This window comes from Pseudomonas sp. UBA5568 (assembly GCF_002425525.1).
Classification (GTDB): Bacteria; Pseudomonadota; Gammaproteobacteria; order Pseudomonadales; family Pseudomonadaceae; genus Aquipseudomonas; species Aquipseudomonas fulva.
In genome coordinates this window covers 126,909-145,400 of record NZ_DIMK01000001.1, presented here as the reverse complement: position 1 = coordinate 145,400, position 18,492 = coordinate 126,909, and the positions used below count along the sequence as shown (strand labels likewise).

The window sequence follows — 18,492 nt, the reverse complement described above, 5'->3', positions numbered from 1 at the left end:
GGCGTATCTAGCGATGGTTCTCCCATACCGGAACCACGCGTCTTTCCTTCACCGCCTTATAGGAAAAACTCGAATAGATCTCCTTCACTCCCGGCAGACGCTGAAGCACCTCACGGGCAAATTCTCCGAAGGCCTCCAAGTCCCTGGCCACGATTTCCAGCAGAAAATCGTACCGCCCGGAAATGTTATGGCAGGCGACAATCTCGGGTATCTCCATCAGTCGCTGCTCGAACGCCAGCGCCATCGGTTTGGTATGGGAATCCATCATGATGCTGACGAAGGCAGTTACCCCGAACCCTAGCGATTTGGAGGAAAGCATGGCCTGATAGCCGGTGATATAGCCGTTCTCTTCCAGCAGCTTAATCCTGCGCCAGCAGGGCGAAGTGGTCAGCGATACCCTGTCGGCGAGCTCGGCGACGGTGAGGCGAGCGTTCTTCTGCAAGGCCGCGAGCAGTGCGCGGTCGATGCGGTCCAAGGGTGCAGGCATGCTTTGCCCTCAAGTACTCACATTTATTGTTTTTGTTCCAAAACAGCGACGCTGGCTTGGTCATTTTGGAAAAATTCTGGGGTTGCCCTGGCATAAGCTTAGATCAAACCAACAAGAGGCTGTTGCCATGCGCGACTCCCGTCACGACAACGGTTTTTCAACGCGTGCCATCCATCACGGTTACGACCCGCTCGCGCACGGCGGCGCACTGGTACCGCCGATCTACCAAACCGCTACCTATGCCTTTCCAACCGTCGAATACGGCGCGGCGTGCTTTGCCGGTGAACAGGCCGGGCATTTCTACAGCCGTATCTCCAACCCCACGCTGAATGTGCTCGAAGCGCGCATGGCGTCGCTTGAGGGCGGGGAGGCGGGCCTTGCGCTGGCATCGGGGATGGGCGCCATCACGTCCACGCTCTGGACCCTGCTGCGCCCGGGCGATGAGTTGATCGTCGGGCGGACCGTGTATGGATGCACCTTTGCCTTCATGCACCACGGCATCGGGGCGTTTGGCGTGACGATCCGCCACGTCGACCTCAACGATACCGACGCACTGCGCGCCGCGCTCAGTGACAAGACGCGCATGATCTACTTCGAGACCCCCGCCAACCCGACCATGCGGCTGGTCGATATTGCCGCCGTGGCCGAAGCGGTACGCGGCCGTGATGTGCTGGTGGTGGTCGACAACACCTACTGCACGCCTTACCTGCAAAGGCCGCTGGAACTGGGCGCTGATCTGGTCGTGCATTCGGCCACCAAGTACCTCAGCGGCCATGGCGATATCACCGCCGGCTTGGTGGTGGGCCGTCAGGCGCTGATCGATCGGATTCGTCTGCAGGGGCTCAAGGACATGACAGGGGCGGTGCTGTCGCCTCAGGACGCCATGCTGCTGATGCGCGGAATAAAGACCCTGGCCCTGCGCATGGACCGGCATTGCGAAAACGCCCGGCAGGTCGCCGAGTACCTGTCGCGTCAGCCGCAGGTGGAGCTGATCCACTACCCAGGCTTGCCGACGTTCGCACAACACGACTTGGCCAAGCGGCAAATGCGCCTACCCGGCGGCATGATCGCTTTCGGGCTCAAGGGCGGCCTTGATGCTGGACGCCGCTTCATGAATGCGCTGGGCCTGTTCGCACGCGCCGTGAGCCTGGGGGATGCCGAGTCGTTGGCCCAGCACCCGGCAAGCATGACCCATTCTAGCTACACGCCCGAAGAGCGGGTGCAGCACGGTATCTCCGAGGGGCTTGTGCGTTTGTCAGTAGGGCTTGAGGACATTGAAGACCTGCTGGCAGACGTGCAACAGGCGTTGCGCGCCTGCTCATGAGGTGCGAGGAAGCGCTACCCGATGCCTTGTCCAGACTGGGCGAGGGCATTCTGGCGGTGCTGGCGAAAGAGCCAGCGTATCCAAGAGGAGCGTCACCATGAAAGTATCTGCATACCCACTCGATCTGATCATTCGCCATGCTGGCGGAGATGACGATGAGGGCGGTCATTCCTGGCGCAAGCCTTGACCTGAAGGGCGTTCCCCGCCCTTGCAGGGGGCGCCTGGTCGATGTTGATCGTGCATTGAAAAAGGCCTCTTTCGAGGCCTTTTTCAATGTCAGTGCTTCAGACCATAGCTCTCGTCGAGCATGCCCGGCGAGTTGGGCGTTTTCGGCGCGTAATCGCGCGGCACTTCGGCGGTATCCCTGGGCGGCGTCAGGCGGCTGTGCGGGCCGTGGGAGCTTTCCGAGTGCAGCGCTGCCAGCAGGCGTTGACGCGTCACTTCGTCCAGGGCCAGGTTGTTGGCGCCATCGGCCAGGTGATCTTGAACATCCTGATAGCTCTGATTGAGCTTTTTGACCAGTACGGCGGTGCTGTTGAAGTGCGTCACCACCTGGTTCTGGTAGCTGTCGAAACGCTGTTGGATGTCATCGAGCTGGCGCTGGCTGCTGCTGGGCGCAGCGTTGGGCAACAGGCGCGCCACGACGAAACCGACGACCACACCGATGACCAGGGCCAGGGTAGGCAACAACCAAACAAGGAGCGAGAGTTCCACGAGTCCTTCCTCTATAAACGGCTTTGCTTTACGTTAACGGCTCAGACCTGCGCTGTATACCGCGAGCGATCGCAAATCAGAACAGAATTCCTCACCTAGACGAATCGACCTCCCCCAAGGTCACGGAGTAGTGCCTTGCTTGTCCGCGAAACCCCTCTGTTCATCGACGGCCCCAGTGGCCCGCTCGAAGCCCTCTACCTGGACGTGGCAGACGCCCGTGGCGCCGTGCTGATCTGTCATCCCAACCCGGTCCAGGGCGGCACCATGCTCAACAAGGTGGTTTCGACATTGCAACGCACGGCCCGGGACGCCGGGTACGTGACCCTGCGTTTCAACTATCGCGGCGTTGGGCAAAGCGCCGGCAGCCATGACATGGGTGAAGGCGAGGTGGCTGACGCCCAGGCCGCGGCCGCCTGGCTGCAGGCGGCGCATCCCGGGCTGCCCCTGGTGTTGATGGGCTTTTCCTTCGGCGGCTTCGTGGCGACCGCCCTGGCAGGCCGCCTGGAAGCCGAAGGCACTGCCTTGCAGCATCTGTTCATGATCGCCCCGGCCGTCATGCGCCTGAGCGAGCAATTCCCCGTGCCGCAGCAGTGCCCGGTGACCCTGGTGCAACCCGATGCCGACGAGGTCGTTTCACCGGCGCTGGTTTACGATTGGTCCGACAGCCTGTCACGCCCCCATGAGCTGCTGAAAGTGGCAGAATGCGGACACTTCTTCCATGGCAAGCTGACCGACCTCAAGGATCTGCTGCTGCCGCGCCTTTCGAACCGAGCCAAGCCTGAATAAGCGAACACCCATGACCACGCGTATCCTTACCGGTATCACGACCACCGGCACTCCGCACCTGGGCAACTACGCCGGTGCCATCCGCCCGGCCATCCGAGCCAGCCAGCAGCCTGGCGTGGACTCGTTCTACTTCCTGGCCGACTACCACGCCCTGATCAAGTGCGACGATCCGCTGCGCATCCAGCGCTCGCGTCTGGAAATCGCCGCCACCTGGCTCGCCGGTGGCCTGGATCCGGACAAGGTGACCTTCTACCGCCAGTCCGACATTCCGGAAATCCCCGAGCTGACCTGGCTGCTGACCTGCGTGGCGGCCAAGGGCTTGCTCAACCGCGCCCATGCCTACAAGGCATCGGTGGACAAGAACGTCGAAAACGGCGAAGACCCGGATGCCGGCGTCACCATGGGCCTGTTCAGCTACCCGGTGCTGATGGCGGCGGACATCCTGATGTTCAACGCCAACAAGGTGCCGGTTGGTCGTGACCAGATCCAGCACGTGGAAATGGCCCGCGATATCGGCCAGCGCTTCAACCACTTGTTCGGCCAGGGCAATGAGTTCTTCGCACTGCCGGAGGCGGTCATCGAGGAAAGCGTGGCCACCTTGCCCGGCCTGGATGGGCGCAAGATGTCCAAGAGCTATGACAACACCATCCCGTTGTTCACCAGCGCCAAGGACATGAAGGATGCCATTTCGCGCATCGTCACGGACTCGCGCGCGCCGGGTGAAGCCAAGAACCCGGACGACGCGCACCTGTTCACGCTGTTCCAGGCCTTCTCCACACCTGAGCAGTGCGCCGAGTTCCGAGCCGAGCTGGAGCAGGGCCTGGGTTGGGGCGAAGCCAAGCAGCGACTGTTCCAGTTGCTCGACGGCCAGCTGGCCGAAAAACGCGAGTATTACCATCAGCTGATCGCGCGGCCTGCGGACCTGGAGGATATCCTCCTGGCAGGCGCGGCCAAGGCGCGCGCCATCGCCACGCCGTTTCTGGAGCAATTGCGCGAAGCCGTTGGCCTGCGCTCGTTCCGCAGCAGCGTACAGGCCACGGCGAACGTCAAGAAGAAGGTCGCCAAGAGCGCGCGCTTCGTCAGCTTCCGCGACGAAGACGGGAGCTTCCGCTTCCGCCTGTTGGCTGCCGATGGCGAGCAACTGCTGTTGTCGCGCAGCTTTGCCGATGGCAAAAGCGCAGGTGCCGTGAGCAAGCAGTTGCAACAGGGCGACGGGGTGGATATCCGCGTCGAGGGATTGGGCTTTGCTGTGTGGCTCAAGGATCAGCCGGTTGCCGACGGTGCGCCGTTCGACAGCGAACAAGCCCGTGATGCTGCCATCGAGCGTCTTCGCGCAGCGCTTGAGCCGCAACAGGACTGACCGACGGGCGGAAGGTATCCGCCCACTGGTACTGTGATCAGGGTAGCCTCATCGGGTCTCTGGTGCCGGTATGAGGCATATTGACGCAAGTCGCATTGCCATTAGGCGGGCCGCTCGCTACAGTGACGGCCCGTTTTTTGTTGCCTCGCTAACGAATCATGACTCCCCTAGAACGCTATCAAGCAGATCTGAAACGTCCCGATTTCTTTCATGACGCGGCGCAGGAAACTGCGGTGCGTCACCTGCAGCGCCTGTACGACGACCTGGTGCAGGCCCAGAACAACAAGCCGGGTGTATTCGGCAAGTTGTTCGGCAAGAAGGAGCAGACCCCGGTCAAGGGCCTGTACTTCTGGGGCGGGGTAGGGCGAGGCAAGACCTACCTGGTCGACACCTTCTTCGAAGCGCTGCCGTTCAAGCAGAAGATGCGCACGCACTTCCACCGCTTCATGAAGCGTGTCCACGAGGAGATGAAAACCCTAAAGGGCGAGAAGAACCCCCTGACCATCATTGCCAAGCGCTTCAGCGATGAGGCCAAGGTGATCTGCTTCGACGAGTTCTTCGTCTCGGACATCACCGACGCCATGATCCTGGGCACCTTGATGGAGGAGCTGTTCAAGAACGGCGTTTCCCTGGTGGCCACTTCCAACATCGTGCCGGACGGCCTCTACAAAGATGGCCTGCAGCGTGCGCGCTTCCTGCCGGCCATCGCCATGATCAAGCAGTACACCGATGTAGTGAACGTCGACAGCGGTGTCGATTATCGCCTGCGCCACCTGGAGCAGGCCGAACTGTTCCATTACCCGCTCGACGAGGCGGCGCAGCAGAGCATGCGTGCCAGCTTCAAGGCGCTGACGCCCGAGTGCACGGCAGCGGTCGAGAACGACGTGCTGATGATCGAGAACCGTCCCATTCATGCGCTGCGCACCTGCGACGATGTGGCCTGGTTCGACTTCCGCGCCTTGTGCGATGGGCCGCGAAGCCAGAACGACTACATCGAACTGGGCAAGATCTTCCATGCGGTCCTGCTGAGCAACGTCGAGCAAATGGGCGTGGCAAGCGATGACATCGCGCGTCGCTTCATCAACATGGTCGACGAGTTCTATGACCGTAACGTCAAGCTGATCATCTCGGCCGAAGTGGAACTCAAGGACCTGTACACCGGTGGGCGCTTGAGCTTCGAGTTTCAGCGCACGCTGAGCCGACTGCTGGAAATGCAGTCTCATGAATTCCTGTCCCGCGCGCACAAGCCTTGAAAACCTGGGGCTGCCTTGCAGCCCATCGNNCGATGGGCTGCAAGGCAGCCCGATTGCGCTCAGGCCTCTTGCATGAACTGCTGGCGATACTGATTCGGTGACAGGTCGGTGTGCTGGCGAAACAGCCGGGCGAAGAAGCTGGCATCGTCATAGCCCACCTCGTAACTGATGGTCTTGATGCTCTTGCGCGTGCTCGACAACAGCCCCTTGGCCGTCTCGATGCGCAAGCGTTGCAGGTAATGCAGCGGCTTGTCCCCGGTTGCGCCCTGGAAACGGCGCATGAAATTGCGAATGCTCATGCCGTGGTTGCGGGCTACGTCCTCGAAGCGAAACTTGTCGGCGAAATGCTCTTCCAGCCAGTGCTGAATCTGCAGGATGATCAGGTCCTGGTGCAGCTTCTGGCCGCCAAAGCCCATGCGTCCCGGCGTGTAGTTGCGCTGCACCTCGTACAGGATGTCGCGCGACACGGCCCGCGCCACATTGGCCCCGCAGAAGCGCTCGATCAGGTAGATGTACAGATCGCAGGCTGACGTGGTGCCGCCAGCGCAGTACAGATTGTCCGCATCGGTCAGGTGTTTGTCCTGGGTCAGGCGTACGTGTGGGAAGCGCTCGGCAAAACTGTCGAAGAAACGCCAGTACGTGGTCGCTTCCTTGCCGTCGAGCAGGCCTGACTCGGCCAGCCAGAACACGCCGCTGGCCTCTGCACACAGCACGGCGCCCCGCGCATGCTGTGCCTGCAGCCAGGGCAGCACCTGCGGATAACGTTGCAACAGGTTGTCAAAATCGTCCCAGAACGCCGGAAGGATGATCACATCGGCATCATCCAGGCCGCCGTCCACCGGCAGCTGCACGTTGCTGAAGCTCTCTACCGGCAACCCGTCAGGGCTGACCAGGTGGATCTCGAACATGGGTTGCAAGCCCAGGCCAAGCTGCTTGCCGTAGCGCAAGCTGGCCAGGTGAAAGAAGTCCTTGGCCTGCATCAAGGTCGAAGCGAATACCTTGTCAATGGCCAGGATGCTGACGCGCCGCAACGACGCGGAGGGTTGGGTAAACATCATTGTCATTGTTCTTATAGGATGGAGTGGTCAATCACTGGCTGGATCGTCTTATTTTTTACGGGTCATGTCTAGCCTGGTAGACAGCGCCGCCCGCTTCGCGGGTAAACCCGAGAAGCAAGCGGCGTTGGGTGCGTGCTCAGGGCGCGGGGTTGGGTTGATCCTGGTGGATGGCCTCGATGGCTGCCAGCAGTTCGTCATCGAGGCTGAGTTCGAGGCTGGCCAGGTTGCTGTCCAGTTGCTCGAGGCTGGTGGCACCGATGATGTTACTGGTCACGAACGGTTGACGGGTAACGAAGGCCAACGCCATCTGCGCCGGATCGACACCGTGTTCCCGGGCCAGCTGTACATAACGCTCGCAAGCGGCCACTGTCTGTGGGTTGGAATAGCGCGCAAAGCGGCTGAACAGGGTCAGACGCGCCTTCTCCGGGCGGGCGCCGCCGTCGTATTTGCCCGAGAGCATGCCAAAGGCCAGGGGCGAGTAGGCCAGCAGGCCGCACTGCTCGCGAATGGCGATTTCGGCAAGCCCCACCTCGAAGCTGCGGTTGAGCAGGTTGTAGGGGTTCTGGATGGAGACGGCCCGAGGCCAGCCACGGGTTTCGGCCAACTGCAGGAATTTCATGGTGCCCCAGGGGGTTTCGTTGGACAGCCCGATGTGGCGGATCTTGCCCGCGCGCACCTGCTCGTCGAGCACCTCCAGGGTTTCTTCCAGTGGGGTGAAATGGTCCTGCGGCAGGTGCTGGTAGCCCAGCTTGCCGAAGAAGTTGGTGCTGCGCTCAGGCCAGTGCAGCTGGTAGAGATCGATGCGATCAGTCTGCAGGCGCCGCAGGCTCTCTTCCAGTGCCGCGACAATGTGTTGCCGGTTGTGCCTGAGTTGACCGTCGCGGATATGGCTGATGCCATTGCCGGGGCCGGCCACCTTGCTGGCCAGTACCCAGTCGTCCCGACCGCCCTGGCGGGCGAACCAGTTGCCGATGATGCGCTCGGTGGCGGCATAGGTTTCCGGGCGCGGGGGTACCGGGTACATCTCGGCAGTGTCGATGAAGTTGATGCCTGCGGCCTTGGCCCGGCCAATCTGTTCGAATGCCTGGGTCTGATCGTTCTGTTCGCCCCAGGTCATGGTGCCCAGACACAGCGCGCTGACTTCGAGGTCGGTGCGACCCAGCTGACGGTAGTCCATCGGTTGCTTGCTCCTTGGCTATGGTCATTCATCAAAGCAGGTTGATATTTTTCCCGCAATCTGGATAATTCAGCCCCTCTCCGCGTGGCGGAAGTGATGCACCATCACGCAGGAAGAACCCCGTCGAACATTGGCGTGCCTGACCCGAGCCCCCAAAAGCGTCAGCGTTCGGCTGCGCGCTTGCCCTTGGCAAGCTGTGCACTATCCAGTAAGATTCGCCGTCTATTTTTCGCTGGGCGGCCTCTGAGGCTTTAGAGAATGAAAACTTTTACTGCTAAACCGGAAACAGTAAAGCGCGAGTGGTTCGTAGTCGACGCCGCTGGCCAGACCCTGGGTCGTCTGGCTACCGAAATCGCTAGCCGTCTGCGTGGCAAACACAAGCCAGAATACACCCCTCACGTTGATACCGGCGACTACATCGTCGTCATCAACGCCGAGCAGGTTCGTGTGACGGGTGCCAAGTCTTCCGACAAAATGTACTACTCCCACTCCGGTTTCCCAGGTGGTATCAAGGAAATCAACTTCGAGAAGTTGATCGCCAAGGCCCCTGAGCGTGTTATCGAGACTGCGGTCAAAGGCATGCTGCCGAAGAACCCGCTGGGTCGCGACATGTACCGTAAGCTGAAAGTGTACGCGGGTGCTGCTCACCCACACACTGCTCAGCAGCCTCAAGAACTGAAGATCTAACGGGATAGTTCATTATGTCGGCGACTCAAAATTACGGCACTGGCCGTCGCAAGACCGCAACCGCTCGCGTATTCCTGCGTCCGGGTACTGGTAACATCTCCATCAACAACCGTTCTCTGGACGTGTTCTTCGGTCGCGAAACCGCTCGCATGGTTGTTCGCCAGCCACTCGAGCTGACCGAAAGCGTTGAGAAATTCGACATCTACGTCACCGTTTCCGGTGGTGGTGTCAGCGGTCAGGCCGGTGCGATCCGTCACGGTATCACCCGCGCTCTGATGGAATACGACGAAACCCTGCGTGGCGCACTGCGTCGTGCTGGCTACGTCACCCGCGACGCTCGTGAAGTCGAGCGTAAGAAAGTGGGTCTGCGTAAAGCGCGTAAGCGTCCTCAGTACTCCAAGCGTTAATACCGCTTCGGCAGTCGAAAAAAGCCCGGTTCCTTGGAACCGGGCTTTTTTTTGCCTTGAATAATTCACCCGCTCGGCGGTGAGCGTCTTTCCCATAGACGTAGATCAAGCAAAGCGTGGGTAGTGGCCGTGCAGCCCGGTAATCACCTTGTCAGTGTGTGGTTTTGTTACTTACCATGGCGACCAATTTTTAGCGCCACTGACACAACCTAGGTACGAGCCTGGTTCAACAGGCCAAGCAAGCTGATGGGAGAGGACTGAATGAGCAATGACGGCGTCAACGCAGGCCGGCGCCGCTTCCTCGTAGCCGCGACATCCGTGGTCGGGGCAGCGGGAGCAGTGGGGGCTGCGGTACCGTTCGTGGGGTCATGGTTCCCCAGTGCCAAGGCGAAAGCTGCAGGTGCACCGGTAAAGGTCAACATCGCCAAGGTCGAGCCAGGGCAGCAGATGGTTGCAGAATGGCGAGGGCAGCCTGTATTCATCGTGCGGCGAACGGCTGAGATCCTCGGCAATCTCAAGAAAATCACCGGCGAACTGTCAGACCCCGATTCCCAGGCATCGGACCAGCCGACCTACGTCGATCCGCAGGTACGCTCCATCAAGCCGGAGATCCTCGTGCTGGTTGGTCTGTGCACGCACCTGGGTTGCTCGCCGACGTTCCGCCCTGAAGTGGCCCCTGTCGACCTCGGACCCAAATGGGTCGGAGGTTATTTCTGCCCCTGCCATGGTTCCCACTACGACATGGCGGGGCGAGTGTACAAGTCGCAGCCGGCACCGCTGAACCTGCCGGTGCCGCCGCATGCCTACGAGTCCGACGAAATCATCGTCATCGGTATCGACCAGGAGAACGCATGATGAGCAAGTTCATGGACTGGATCGACGCGCGTTTCCCTGCCACCAAGATGTGGGAAGACCACCTCAGCAAGTACTACGCGCCCAAGAACTTCAATTTCCTGTACTTCTTCGGCTCTCTGGCCTTGCTGGTGCTGGTCAATCAGATCGTCACCGGGGTCTGGCTGACGATGAGTTTCACGCCTTCGGCCGAAGAGGCATTCGCCTCGGTCGAATACATCATGCGTGACGTGGAGTACGGCTGGATACTGCGCTACTTGCATTCGACAGGTGCGTCGGCCTTCTTCATCGTCGTCTACCTCCACATGTTCCGCGGCTTGCTGTATGGCTCCTACCAAAAGCCCCGGGAGCTGGTATGGCTGTTTGGCATGCTGATCTACCTGGCGCTGATGGCTGAGGCGTTCATGGGCTACCTGCTGCCATGGGGGCAGATGTCGTATTGGGGCGCACAGGTGATCATCTCCCTGTTCGGGGCCATTCCCGTCATCGGCGATGACATCACCCAGTGGATTCGCGGCGACTACCTGATTTCGGGCATCACGCTCAATCGCTTCTTCGCCCTGCACGTGGTGGCCTTGCCGATCGTCATTCTGGGCCTGGTGGTGCTGCACATCCTGGCCTTGCACGAAGTCGGCTCGAACAACCCTGACGGCATCGACATCAAGAAGCACAAGGACGAAAACGGTATCCCGCTGGACGGCATTCCGTTCCACCCGTACTACACCGTCAAGGATATCGTCGGGGTGGTCGTGTTCCTGTTCGTGTTCTGCGCCGTGGTGTTCTTCTTCCCGGAAATGGGCGGATACTTCCTGGAAAAACCCAACTTCGAACAGGCCAACGCCTTCAAGACCCCTGAGCACATCGCGCCGGTGTGGTACTTCACGCCGTTCTACGCCATCTTGCGCGCCGTACCGGACAAACTGATGGGCGTGATCGCCATGGGCGCTGCCATTGCCGTGCTGTTCGTGCTGCCCTGGCTGGACCGCAGCCCCGTTCGCTCCATGCGCTACAAGGGCTGGATAAGCAAACTCTTCCTGCTGGTGTTCTGCGTCGCCTTCATCGTCCTCGGCGTGCTGGGGGTACTGGCGCCGACGCCTGGGCGTACCTTGCTGTCGCAGGTGTGCACGTTCCTGTACTTCGCCTACTTCCTGCTGATGCCGTTCTACACAAGGCTCGAGAAGACCAAACCGGTTCCGGAAAGGGTGACTGGCTGATGAAAAAGTTGATTGCTGTAATTCTCCTGGCAGTGATGCCTGCATTCACCCTTGCTGCAGAGCATGGCGTGGAACTGGACAAGGTCGATATCGACCTGAGCGACAAGGCGGCGATGCAGGACGGTGCGCGCACGTTCGCCAACTACTGCATGGGTTGCCACAGTGCCAAGTTTCAGCGCTATGAGCGTGTGGCCGATGACCTGGGCATACCCCACGATGTGATGCTTGAGAACCTGGTGTTCACCGGGGCAAAGATTGGCGACCACATGCAGATTGGCATGAAGCCCAGCGATGCCAAGACCTGGTTCGGTGCCGCGCCGCCCGACCTTACCCTGGTGGCGCGGGTCAGGGGTGCCGACTGGCTGTACAGCTACCTGCGCAGTTTCTACGAGGACCCATCGCGGCCCTACGGCGTGAACAACAAGGTCTTCCCCAACGTCGGCATGCCGAACGTGCTGGTTGGCCTGCAGGGAAACCAGGTGATCGGCTGCAAGCAGGTGCAGACGGTGGTGGATGGCAAAAAACAATTTGACCCATTGACCGGCACGCCGTTGACCCATGAAGCCTGCGATCAGCTGACCATTACGCCGAATTCCGGTACCCTGACCACCGAGCAGTTCGACGAGAAGGTCAAGAACCTGGTGACCTTCCTGGCCTATTCGGCCAACCCGGTCAAACTGGAAAGTCAGCGCATTGGTACTTACGTATTGCTGTACCTGGCTTTCTTCTTCGTATTCGCCTATTTGCTCAAGCGTGAATACTGGAAGGACGTGCACTGATCACGCAGTAACCTCTGGTTGTTGAACGCGCCTGTGGCGCACTGGNNCCAGTGCGCCACAGGCGCGTTTTCATTTACAGTTTTTACAAGCATCCCTCGAGAGGAGGCGCTACATGGGCGTAACCAATGGGTTAGCCTGCTATTCCGACCCTGCCGATCAATACTCGCATCGGGTTCGCCTTGTGTTGGCCGAAAAGGCCGTTGACGCGCACATCATCGACGTCGATACCGGCAAGATCCCGCCGCGGCTCGCCGAACTGAACCCGTATGGCAGCGTGCCGACCTTGGTGGATCGGGATTTGGTTCTGTACGAGTCGACCGTGATCATGGAATACCTGGAGGAGCGCTATCCGCACCCTCCGCTGATGCCGGTCTATCCGGTCGGGCGTGGCAATAGCCGGTTGCTGATGCACCGTATCCAGCGAGATTGGTGCAGCCTGGCCGATCAGATTCTCGACCCACGCACCCGCGAGGCTGCCCGTGCAGAGGCTCGCAAGGCACTGCGCGAAAGCCTGACCGGTGTCTCGCCGCTGTTTGCCGAGTTCGCCTGTTTCATGAGCGATGAGCAAAGCCTGGTCGATTGCTGTCTACTGCCCATACTCTGGCGTCTGCCGATGATGGGTATCGAATTGCCGCGGCAAGCCAAGCCGCTGCTGGATTACATGGAGCGACAGTTCGCCCGGGAATCATTCCAGGCAAGCCTGTCGTCCGTTGAACGCGAAATGCGCACGCTTTGAGGAGCTGTTGATGAACTCCAGTCGCCCCTATCTGGTTCGAGCACTGTACGAGTGGATCGTCGACAACGATTGCACACCCCATATGTTGGTCAATGCCGAGTACCCGAAAGTACAGGTGCCGGACGGTTTCGCCAGTGATGGCCAGATCGTCCTGAATGTGTCGCCAAGCGCTGTGCGCAGTTTGCACATGGACAATGACGCCGTCAGCTTCGAAGGCCGTTTTGGCGGTGTGCCCCATTCATTGTTCGTGCCCATTGGCGCGGTGCTGGGTATCTATGCCCGCGAGAATGGACAGGGCATGGTCTTCGAGTTGGAGTCTTCGATGATGGAGGACGACGAGATCGAGGACGATCAGGAGCAGCCTGATGATGATGGGCCGCCAGAAGGGGGCGGGCAGCCTCCGCGCCCAAGCGGGCGGCCAAGTTTGAAAGTGGTGAAATAAAAAAAGGCGGTCCGCAAGGATCGCCTTTTTAGCCTGGGCAATAGACGAGGTGCGCGCTGGTCCGCGCTGCCTGCGGGCTCACGTGTTCAGTCGATGTACTCGAACAGTTTCACGATCTTCTGCACGCCAGACACGCTCTGCACGACGGCAGTGGCGGCATTGGCCTCCTGCTGGGTGACGAGGCCCAACAAGTACACGATGCCATTCTCGGTGATCACTTTGATCCGCGAGCTGGGTACTGCTGTATCGGTCAGCATCTGGGTCTTGATCTTGGTGGTCAACCACGCGTCGTTGTTGCGTGCCAGGATGGAGGAGGGCTGCATGACCTGCAGTTCGTTATGCACCTTCTTGACGCGCTGGACCTGGCTGGCCGTCTGTTCGGCAAGGCTCTTGAGTTCGGCGCGTGGTGTCTGGCCAGCCAAGAGCACGATGCCGTTGTAGCTGCTGACGACGATGTGCGAGCCCTTGTCCAGGTCTGGGCTGGCCTTGGCGATATTCACCGAGGCCTTGGTCTCGATCAGTGAGTCGTCGATCTTGCTGCCAATGGTACGAGTGCCTCGGTCATCCTCGATGGGCGAATTACGAGCAGAGTTGAGTACCGAACTGCAGCCGGTGACGCTCAGGCACAAGGTCAAGGCCACAAGGCCAATGCGCATAGGGGTCATTCTTCACTCCCGAACAGTTGGCTGTCGATCAGATCGCACAGGCAATGGATCGCCAGCAGGTGGACTTCCTGGATGCGAGCGGTCACCGTCGAGGGTACCCGAATCTCGACGTCCTCTGGCAGCAAGAGCGAGGCCATGCCCCCGCCGTCGCGGCCGGTCAATGCTACGACAATCATTTCGCGGTCATGTGCGGCCTGGATGGCCTGGATGACGTTGGCGGAATTGCCGCTGGTAGAGATGGCCAGCAGAACATCCCCAGGTTGGCCCAGGGCGCGGATCTGCTTGGAAAATACCTCGTTGTAACTGTAGTCGTTGGCAATCGAGGTCAGGGTCGAGCTGTCGGTGGTCAGCGCGATCGCTGGCAGGCTGGGGCGTTCGCGCTCGAAGCGGTTGAGCAGCTCCGAGGAGAAATGCTGCGCATCGCCGGCCGAGCCGCCATTGCCACACGCGAGCATCTTGCCCTCGTTGAGCAGTGCGTTGACCATGACCAGGCTGGCCTGCTCGATGTGCGGTGCCAGGATGTCCATTGCCTGTTGCTTGGTATCGATGCTGGCCTGGAACAGCCGGCGGATTCGGGATTGCATGTCCATCTGGTGACCTTAAATGGGGCGGAGGCCGGCGCGGCACGCGACGGTAATCAGCCCGCGAAACATAGAGCAAAAAGAACGGAGTGGGTTCAGCATTCGAAGGCGTTTTTCAACCATTCGAGCGGCTTGCCAGCATGATGGCTGCCTTGCAGGGCAACCACGTCGAAGCGGCAAGGACAGTTGCCCCATTGAGGCTTCTGATGCAGGAACAGGCTGGCGGCAAGCACCAGCCGCTTCTGCTTGCGCTGATCGATACTGCCGAGGGCGCCACCGAAGCGTGCGTGCAACCGATAGCGGACTTCGACGAATACTACTGTATCGGCGTCGAGCATGACCAGATCAAGCTCGCCTCCTTTGCATCGCCAGTTGCGGGCAATCAGCTTGAGGCCATGCCCTTGAAGGTACTCAAGGGCCTGGTTTTCCGCCGCTTGCCCGGCATGGCTTGGCGAGGCAGGGGGCATCAACGGGGCGTGTCGGGGAGGCGCTTGACCTGGCCACTGGCAAACTCTGCCCACGGCAGCTGACGCTCAACACGTTGGCTGGCATTGATGCCCAGGTTGCCAGACAGGCCCTGGATACGGCTGTCAGGCAGGGCCTTGAGCTGCCCGAGGCGCGGGGCCAGGCTGTAGGCGTCCACCCCCATGGCATACAGGCGTCCCAGGCTGCCGGCAGCTTGCGGCCATTGCTGTACCACCTGCTGGCGGAGGCTGTTGCTGCTGTCGAGCAACCATGGGGTTTCACAGAAACGGATGCCGTTCATGTCGTTGTACTGGTTCACATCGCCGCTGGCGCTGTACAGGTTGGAGGTGGCATAGACCGGCACATCACCTGCGTACTGGAAGTTCAGGGTCGGCTTGATTTGCTGTGCCTGCTGTGGGGTGGCGGCGAGGAACAGGAAGTCGATGTCCTGGCGACGCGCGGGCTGGGCAGCGATGCTGCCGCCCACGGTGCTTTGCACGCTCTTGGCGCGACCTTCGCTTTGGCGCAGCTGGAACAGGTCGGCAATCTGCTGGGCCAGTGCCACGGGCTGGGCAATACGCTCTGCAGCCAGCAATGTGCCGCCGTTGCTCTCCCAGTCCTGACGGAGCGCGGCCAGTACACGGTCGCCCCATTCCCCGCTCGGCACCATGGCAACGGCACGGACCATGCCGTCTGCGCGCGCCCTGCGGGACACCTCGCGGGCTTCGTCCTCGGCGGCAAGGCCAAATTGGAACAGTTGAGGCGGCGCTTTCTGACCGGCGTCGGCGTAGTTCAGTGCCAAGGTTGTGATCGGAAGCTGCGGTTTGGCAGCCAGTTGCTTGACCAGCGGTTTTTCCAGCGGGCCAATGACAAGCTGCACACCATCGGCCTGGGCCTGGCGGTAGAAGTCGTCCAGCGACCCTAGGCGGGAGCTGTCGACCATCTGCACGGACGGGGCAGGCTGCCCGGATTGCTGGGCCTGGAAGTGGGCAGCCATGAAGCCGTCACGCAGCGCACGCGCCACGCCAGCCAATGGGCCTTCCTGGGGAAGTAGCAGGGCGATGCGCGTCAGAGGCTGGCTAGCCAGCTCCTTGAGCTTGGTCAGAGCGGTTGGCAACTGTTTCGCGGCAGGATGATCCGGGTGCTGTTTGACCCAGTCGTCGATCGCTGCCTGTTGCTGTTCCAAGGTACCAGCGCCCTTGACGGTCAGGGCCAAGCTGGACCAGCCTGCCAGGACAGGATCGCTGGTGGGCTGTTGCAGTTGCTCGTTCGACAGCGAGGCGACCAGTGACCAGATGGCATCGTGGTTGGCGCTGGCAGCATGCCCGCTGAGCAGCGGTGCCAACAGCACGCGCTGCTGGGCGGCGGCCATGGCCTGCCCGTCGGCTTCCAGGGCGGCGGCGTGTACCGAATAGGTACGCACTTGCTGTTGCGCAGGCAATTCGGGCACGTGCTGCAGGCTGGGGTGCTGCAATGTGCTCAGGGCCGCCTTGGGTTGATTGCGGCTCATGGCAAGTTCGGCCGCCAGCGTAACGGCGAATACCTGCTGGGCTGGCTTGAGCGTCTCTACCTGGACTTGTTCGAGAATGCGTGCGGCGCGCGGGAAGTCCTTTTGCTGGTAGGCCATGTCTGCGGCGCTCAGGCGCAGCAGTGCGGCATCTTCGGCAGACTTGCTGGAGGTCGCCCTTTCGAGCAACTGCTCGATGCTGGCATCCGGCGTACGGGGGAGCTCGCCAAGGCTGGATGAGGGCGAACTGGCGCAAGCTGCCAGCAGGGCAGCGAGACAGAAGGCTGTGAGCAGCCGCAGGCAGGCGATCATGTAATTGTCCTGTTACTCGATCAAGTTGGCTGGCGATTGTACCCAAGCGCTGGCTGGGGCGCGATGTCGCCGTGTGAAAGCATCACTATAGGCCTGCTGCCGCGCAGCGGCGTTCAACTTCTTTGCGCGCTGTTGCGGGTGCTCGGGCTACAATGCCCGCTTTGATTTCAATCGCAGGTGCGTGCAGTGACTGATGTGGCCGGGGCTTCGACCGCCCCCGTGGGAACGCTTTATGTGGTGGCAACACCTATCGGCAATCTTGACGACATGAGTGCCAGGGCGCTGAAGGTGCTGGCAGGCGTGTCCCTGATTGCTGCCGAGGACACGCGCCATTCGATCCGCCTGCTTCAACACTTCGGCATCGACACTCCGCTGGCCGCCTGTCACGAACATAACGAGCGGGACGAGGGGGGGCGCTTTCTGACCCGGCTATTGGCCGGCGACGATGTGGCGCTGGTGTCTGACGCAGGCACCCCGTTGATTTCGGATCCGGGTTATCACCTGGTCCGGCAGGCTCGCAGTGCAGGCGTACCCGTGGTGCCGGTACCTGGCGCCTGTGCCTTGATCGCCGCACTGTCGGCGGCAGGCTTGCCTTCGGATCGTTTCATCTTCGAAGGTTTCCTGCCGGCCAAGGCAGCGGGGCGCCGCGCCCGTCTGGAGCAGGTCAAGGAGGAGCCGCGTACCTTGATCTTCTATGAGGCGCCGCATCGCATCCTGGAGTGCCTGGACGACATGCAGGCAGTGTTTGGCGCAGATCGCCCAGCGGTGCTGGCGCGTGAAATCACCAAAACGTTTGAAACCCTCAAGGGCCTGCCTTTGTCCGAGTTGCATGCGTTCGTGGCCGGCGACAGCAATCAGCAGCGGGGTGAATGCGTGGTATTGGTAGGCGGCTGGAGCGCCCCGGAAGGCGAGCAGGGGATTGGCACCGAGGCGCAGCGGGTACTTGACCTGCTGCTGGCCGAGCTTCCGCTCAAGCGGGCCGCGGCGCTGGCGTCGGAAATAACGGGCGTACGCAAGAACCTGCTGTATCAAGTTGCGCTGGAAAAACAGAAAGAGCAGTAGTGGCTAATTGATATATGTGGCGGTAACGCTTGTTCTTGGCAGCATCTGCCGGTACTCTTTGCGCCGGAGAGTCGATCGGACAGTCGCTGCCCGTTTAAGTTCCACCGCATTGCGGTGTCGCTGACGGGGGGAGGAAAGTCCGGGCTCCGCAGGGCAGAGTGCCAGGTAACGCCTGGGAGGCGCGAGCCTACGGAAAGTGCCACAGAAAACAACCGCCTAAGCACTTCGGTGCCGGTAAGGGTGAAAAGGTGCGGTAAGAGCGCACCGCACGGCTGGCAACAGTCCGTGGCTAGGTAAACCCCACTCGGAGCAAGACCAAATAGGGTTCCATCAGGCGTGGCCCGCGTCGGAACCGGGTAGGTTGCTAGAGGCGTCCAGTGATGGCCGTCGTAGAGGAATGACTGTCCTCGACAAAACCCGGCTTACAGATCGACTCTCCACCTTTTCCTTCCTGCTTGAATCGATAGCAGATCTCATCTGGTAATGCCGAAAAAATCTTACTCTTGATAAATCACTTTAAGTTCGGCCCGCATCGGGTTGTGCGCGTTTGATTTCTCAAGTCTTTTTATTCCCCAGATAGTCTTTCCACATTCCTTTAACGCGCTAAATCTCGGTCATGTAAGG

The 18,492-nt window shown here is 60.6% G+C and carries 20 protein-coding genes and 1 other RNA gene; 13 read left to right on the top strand and 8 right to left on the bottom strand.

The features are described 5' to 3' along the window. Positions 1-7 precede the first annotated feature (7 nt). On the bottom strand, positions 8-487 hold the full coding sequence (locus B2S33_RS00705) for an Lrp/AsnC family transcriptional regulator (protein ID WP_145280241.1): 480 nt from the start codon (positions 485-487) through the stop codon (positions 8-10). Positions 488-614: 127 nt separating this feature from the next. On the opposite strand from B2S33_RS00705, the gene B2S33_RS00700 reads away from it, so the two are divergent. Then, complete coding sequence (locus B2S33_RS00700; RefSeq protein WP_145280239.1) at positions 615-1,811, top strand: methionine gamma-lyase; 1,197 nt, start codon at positions 615-617, stop codon at positions 1,809-1,811. Between the two features lie 276 nt (positions 1,812-2,087). On the opposite strand, the gene B2S33_RS00695 is transcribed toward B2S33_RS00700, so the two are convergent. Further along, a complete protein-coding gene (locus tag B2S33_RS00695; RefSeq protein WP_023534478.1) occupies positions 2,088-2,525 on the bottom strand; it encodes a YhcB family protein in 438 nt (145 codons plus the stop codon). Between the two features lie 135 nt (positions 2,526-2,660). Between B2S33_RS00695 and B2S33_RS00690 the strand changes: the two genes are divergently transcribed. The 3 genes from B2S33_RS00690 (at position 2,661) to zapE (ending at position 5,924) form a co-directional block, all read left to right on the top strand. Continuing rightward, positions 2,661-3,311, top strand: a complete 651-nt coding sequence (locus B2S33_RS00690) for an alpha/beta hydrolase (protein ID WP_125921917.1) — start codon at positions 2,661-2,663, stop codon at positions 3,309-3,311. A gap of 10 nt (positions 3,312-3,321) precedes the next feature. After that, positions 3,322-4,671: a tryptophan--tRNA ligase gene (locus B2S33_RS00685; RefSeq protein ID WP_242810131.1), complete on the top strand. Its 1,350-nt coding sequence runs from the start codon at positions 3,322-3,324 to the stop codon at positions 4,669-4,671. A 158-nt stretch (positions 4,672-4,829) separates the two neighbouring features. Continuing rightward, positions 4,830-5,924 carry a cell division protein ZapE gene (gene zapE, locus B2S33_RS00680; protein ID WP_027914467.1) on the top strand — a complete coding sequence of 365 codons (1,095 nt, stop codon included), beginning with the start codon at positions 4,830-4,832 and terminating at the stop codon, positions 5,922-5,924. Positions 5,925-5,983: 59 nt separating this feature from the next. Here zapE and B2S33_RS00675 read toward each other — a convergent pair whose 3' ends face one another. After that, entirely contained in the window at positions 5,984-6,880 is an 897-nt protein-coding gene (locus B2S33_RS00675; protein WP_162832347.1) for a GlxA family transcriptional regulator, read from the bottom strand. Positions 6,881-7,118: 238 nt separating this feature from the next. Next, positions 7,119-8,159 carry an NADP(H)-dependent aldo-keto reductase gene (locus tag B2S33_RS00670; RefSeq protein ID WP_145280237.1) on the bottom strand — a complete coding sequence of 347 codons (1,041 nt, stop codon included), beginning with the start codon at positions 8,157-8,159 and terminating at the stop codon, positions 7,119-7,121. A 258-nt stretch (positions 8,160-8,417) separates the two neighbouring features. On the opposite strand from B2S33_RS00670, the gene rplM reads away from it, so the two are divergent. From rplM to B2S33_RS00635, 7 genes are all read left to right on the top strand, one after another. Continuing rightward, a complete protein-coding gene (rplM, locus tag B2S33_RS00665; protein WP_003260798.1) occupies positions 8,418-8,846 on the top strand; it encodes a 50S ribosomal protein L13 in 429 nt (142 codons plus the stop codon). A gap of 14 nt (positions 8,847-8,860) precedes the next feature. Then, positions 8,861-9,253 carry a 30S ribosomal protein S9 gene (rpsI, locus tag B2S33_RS00660; RefSeq protein ID WP_003251821.1) on the top strand — a complete coding sequence of 131 codons (393 nt, stop codon included), beginning with the start codon at positions 8,861-8,863 and terminating at the stop codon, positions 9,251-9,253. Positions 9,254-9,514: 261 nt separating this feature from the next. Further along, a complete protein-coding gene (petA, locus tag B2S33_RS00655) occupies positions 9,515-10,108 on the top strand; it encodes a ubiquinol-cytochrome c reductase iron-sulfur subunit (RefSeq protein ID WP_023534417.1) in 594 nt (197 codons plus the stop codon). Then, positions 10,108-11,319: a cytochrome b gene (locus B2S33_RS00650; RefSeq protein ID WP_028687198.1), complete on the top strand. Its 1,212-nt coding sequence runs from the start codon at positions 10,108-10,110 to the stop codon at positions 11,317-11,319. Before petA ends, B2S33_RS00650 begins: the two co-directional genes overlap by 1 nt. Then, positions 11,319-12,098: a cytochrome c1 gene (locus B2S33_RS00645; protein ID WP_027914471.1), complete on the top strand. Its 780-nt coding sequence runs from the start codon at positions 11,319-11,321 to the stop codon at positions 12,096-12,098. The genes B2S33_RS00650 and B2S33_RS00645 overlap by 1 nt, the downstream gene beginning before the upstream one ends. Positions 12,099-12,210: 112 nt before the next feature. Beyond that, a complete protein-coding gene (locus B2S33_RS00640) occupies positions 12,211-12,834 on the top strand; it encodes a glutathione S-transferase N-terminal domain-containing protein (protein ID WP_049696499.1) in 624 nt (207 codons plus the stop codon). A 10-nt stretch (positions 12,835-12,844) separates the two neighbouring features. Continuing rightward, a complete protein-coding gene (locus tag B2S33_RS00635; RefSeq protein WP_027914473.1) occupies positions 12,845-13,276 on the top strand; it encodes a ClpXP protease specificity-enhancing factor in 432 nt (143 codons plus the stop codon). An 86-nt stretch (positions 13,277-13,362) separates the two neighbouring features. Here the strand turns inward: B2S33_RS00635 and B2S33_RS00630 are convergent, their stop codons facing one another. The 4 genes from B2S33_RS00630 to B2S33_RS00615 all read right to left on the bottom strand — a co-directional run bounded on the left by B2S33_RS00630 (position 13,363) and on the right by B2S33_RS00615 (position 16,806). Continuing rightward, a complete protein-coding gene (locus B2S33_RS00630; protein ID WP_027914474.1) occupies positions 13,363-13,941 on the bottom strand; it encodes a BON domain-containing protein in 579 nt (192 codons plus the stop codon). Further along, positions 13,938-14,531 (bottom strand): phosphoheptose isomerase, encoded by a 594-nt coding sequence (locus B2S33_RS00625; RefSeq protein ID WP_012274070.1) that lies wholly within the window; start codon positions 14,529-14,531, stop codon positions 13,938-13,940. The genes B2S33_RS00630 and B2S33_RS00625 overlap by 4 nt, the downstream gene beginning before the upstream one ends. An 86-nt stretch (positions 14,532-14,617) precedes the next feature. After that, complete coding sequence (locus B2S33_RS00620; protein WP_027914475.1) at positions 14,618-14,989, bottom strand: YraN family protein; 372 nt, start codon at positions 14,987-14,989, stop codon at positions 14,618-14,620. Further along, a complete protein-coding gene (locus tag B2S33_RS00615; RefSeq protein ID WP_288649469.1) occupies positions 14,989-16,806 on the bottom strand; it encodes a penicillin-binding protein activator in 1,818 nt (605 codons plus the stop codon). The genes B2S33_RS00620 and B2S33_RS00615 overlap by 1 nt, the downstream gene beginning before the upstream one ends. Before the next feature lie 186 nt (positions 16,807-16,992). Here B2S33_RS00615 and rsmI point away from each other — a divergent pair, with 186 nt between their 5' ends. Together rsmI and rnpB are read left to right on the top strand one after the other, a co-directional pair. Beyond that, complete coding sequence (rsmI, locus tag B2S33_RS00610; RefSeq protein ID WP_027914477.1) at positions 16,993-17,868, top strand: 16S rRNA (cytidine(1402)-2'-O)-methyltransferase; 876 nt, start codon at positions 16,993-16,995, stop codon at positions 17,866-17,868. Between the two features lie 67 nt (positions 17,869-17,935). Then, an RNA gene (gene rnpB, locus B2S33_RS00605) (RNase P RNA component class A) lies at positions 17,936-18,309 on the top strand. The last annotated feature ends 183 nt before the right edge of the window (positions 18,310-18,492 follow it).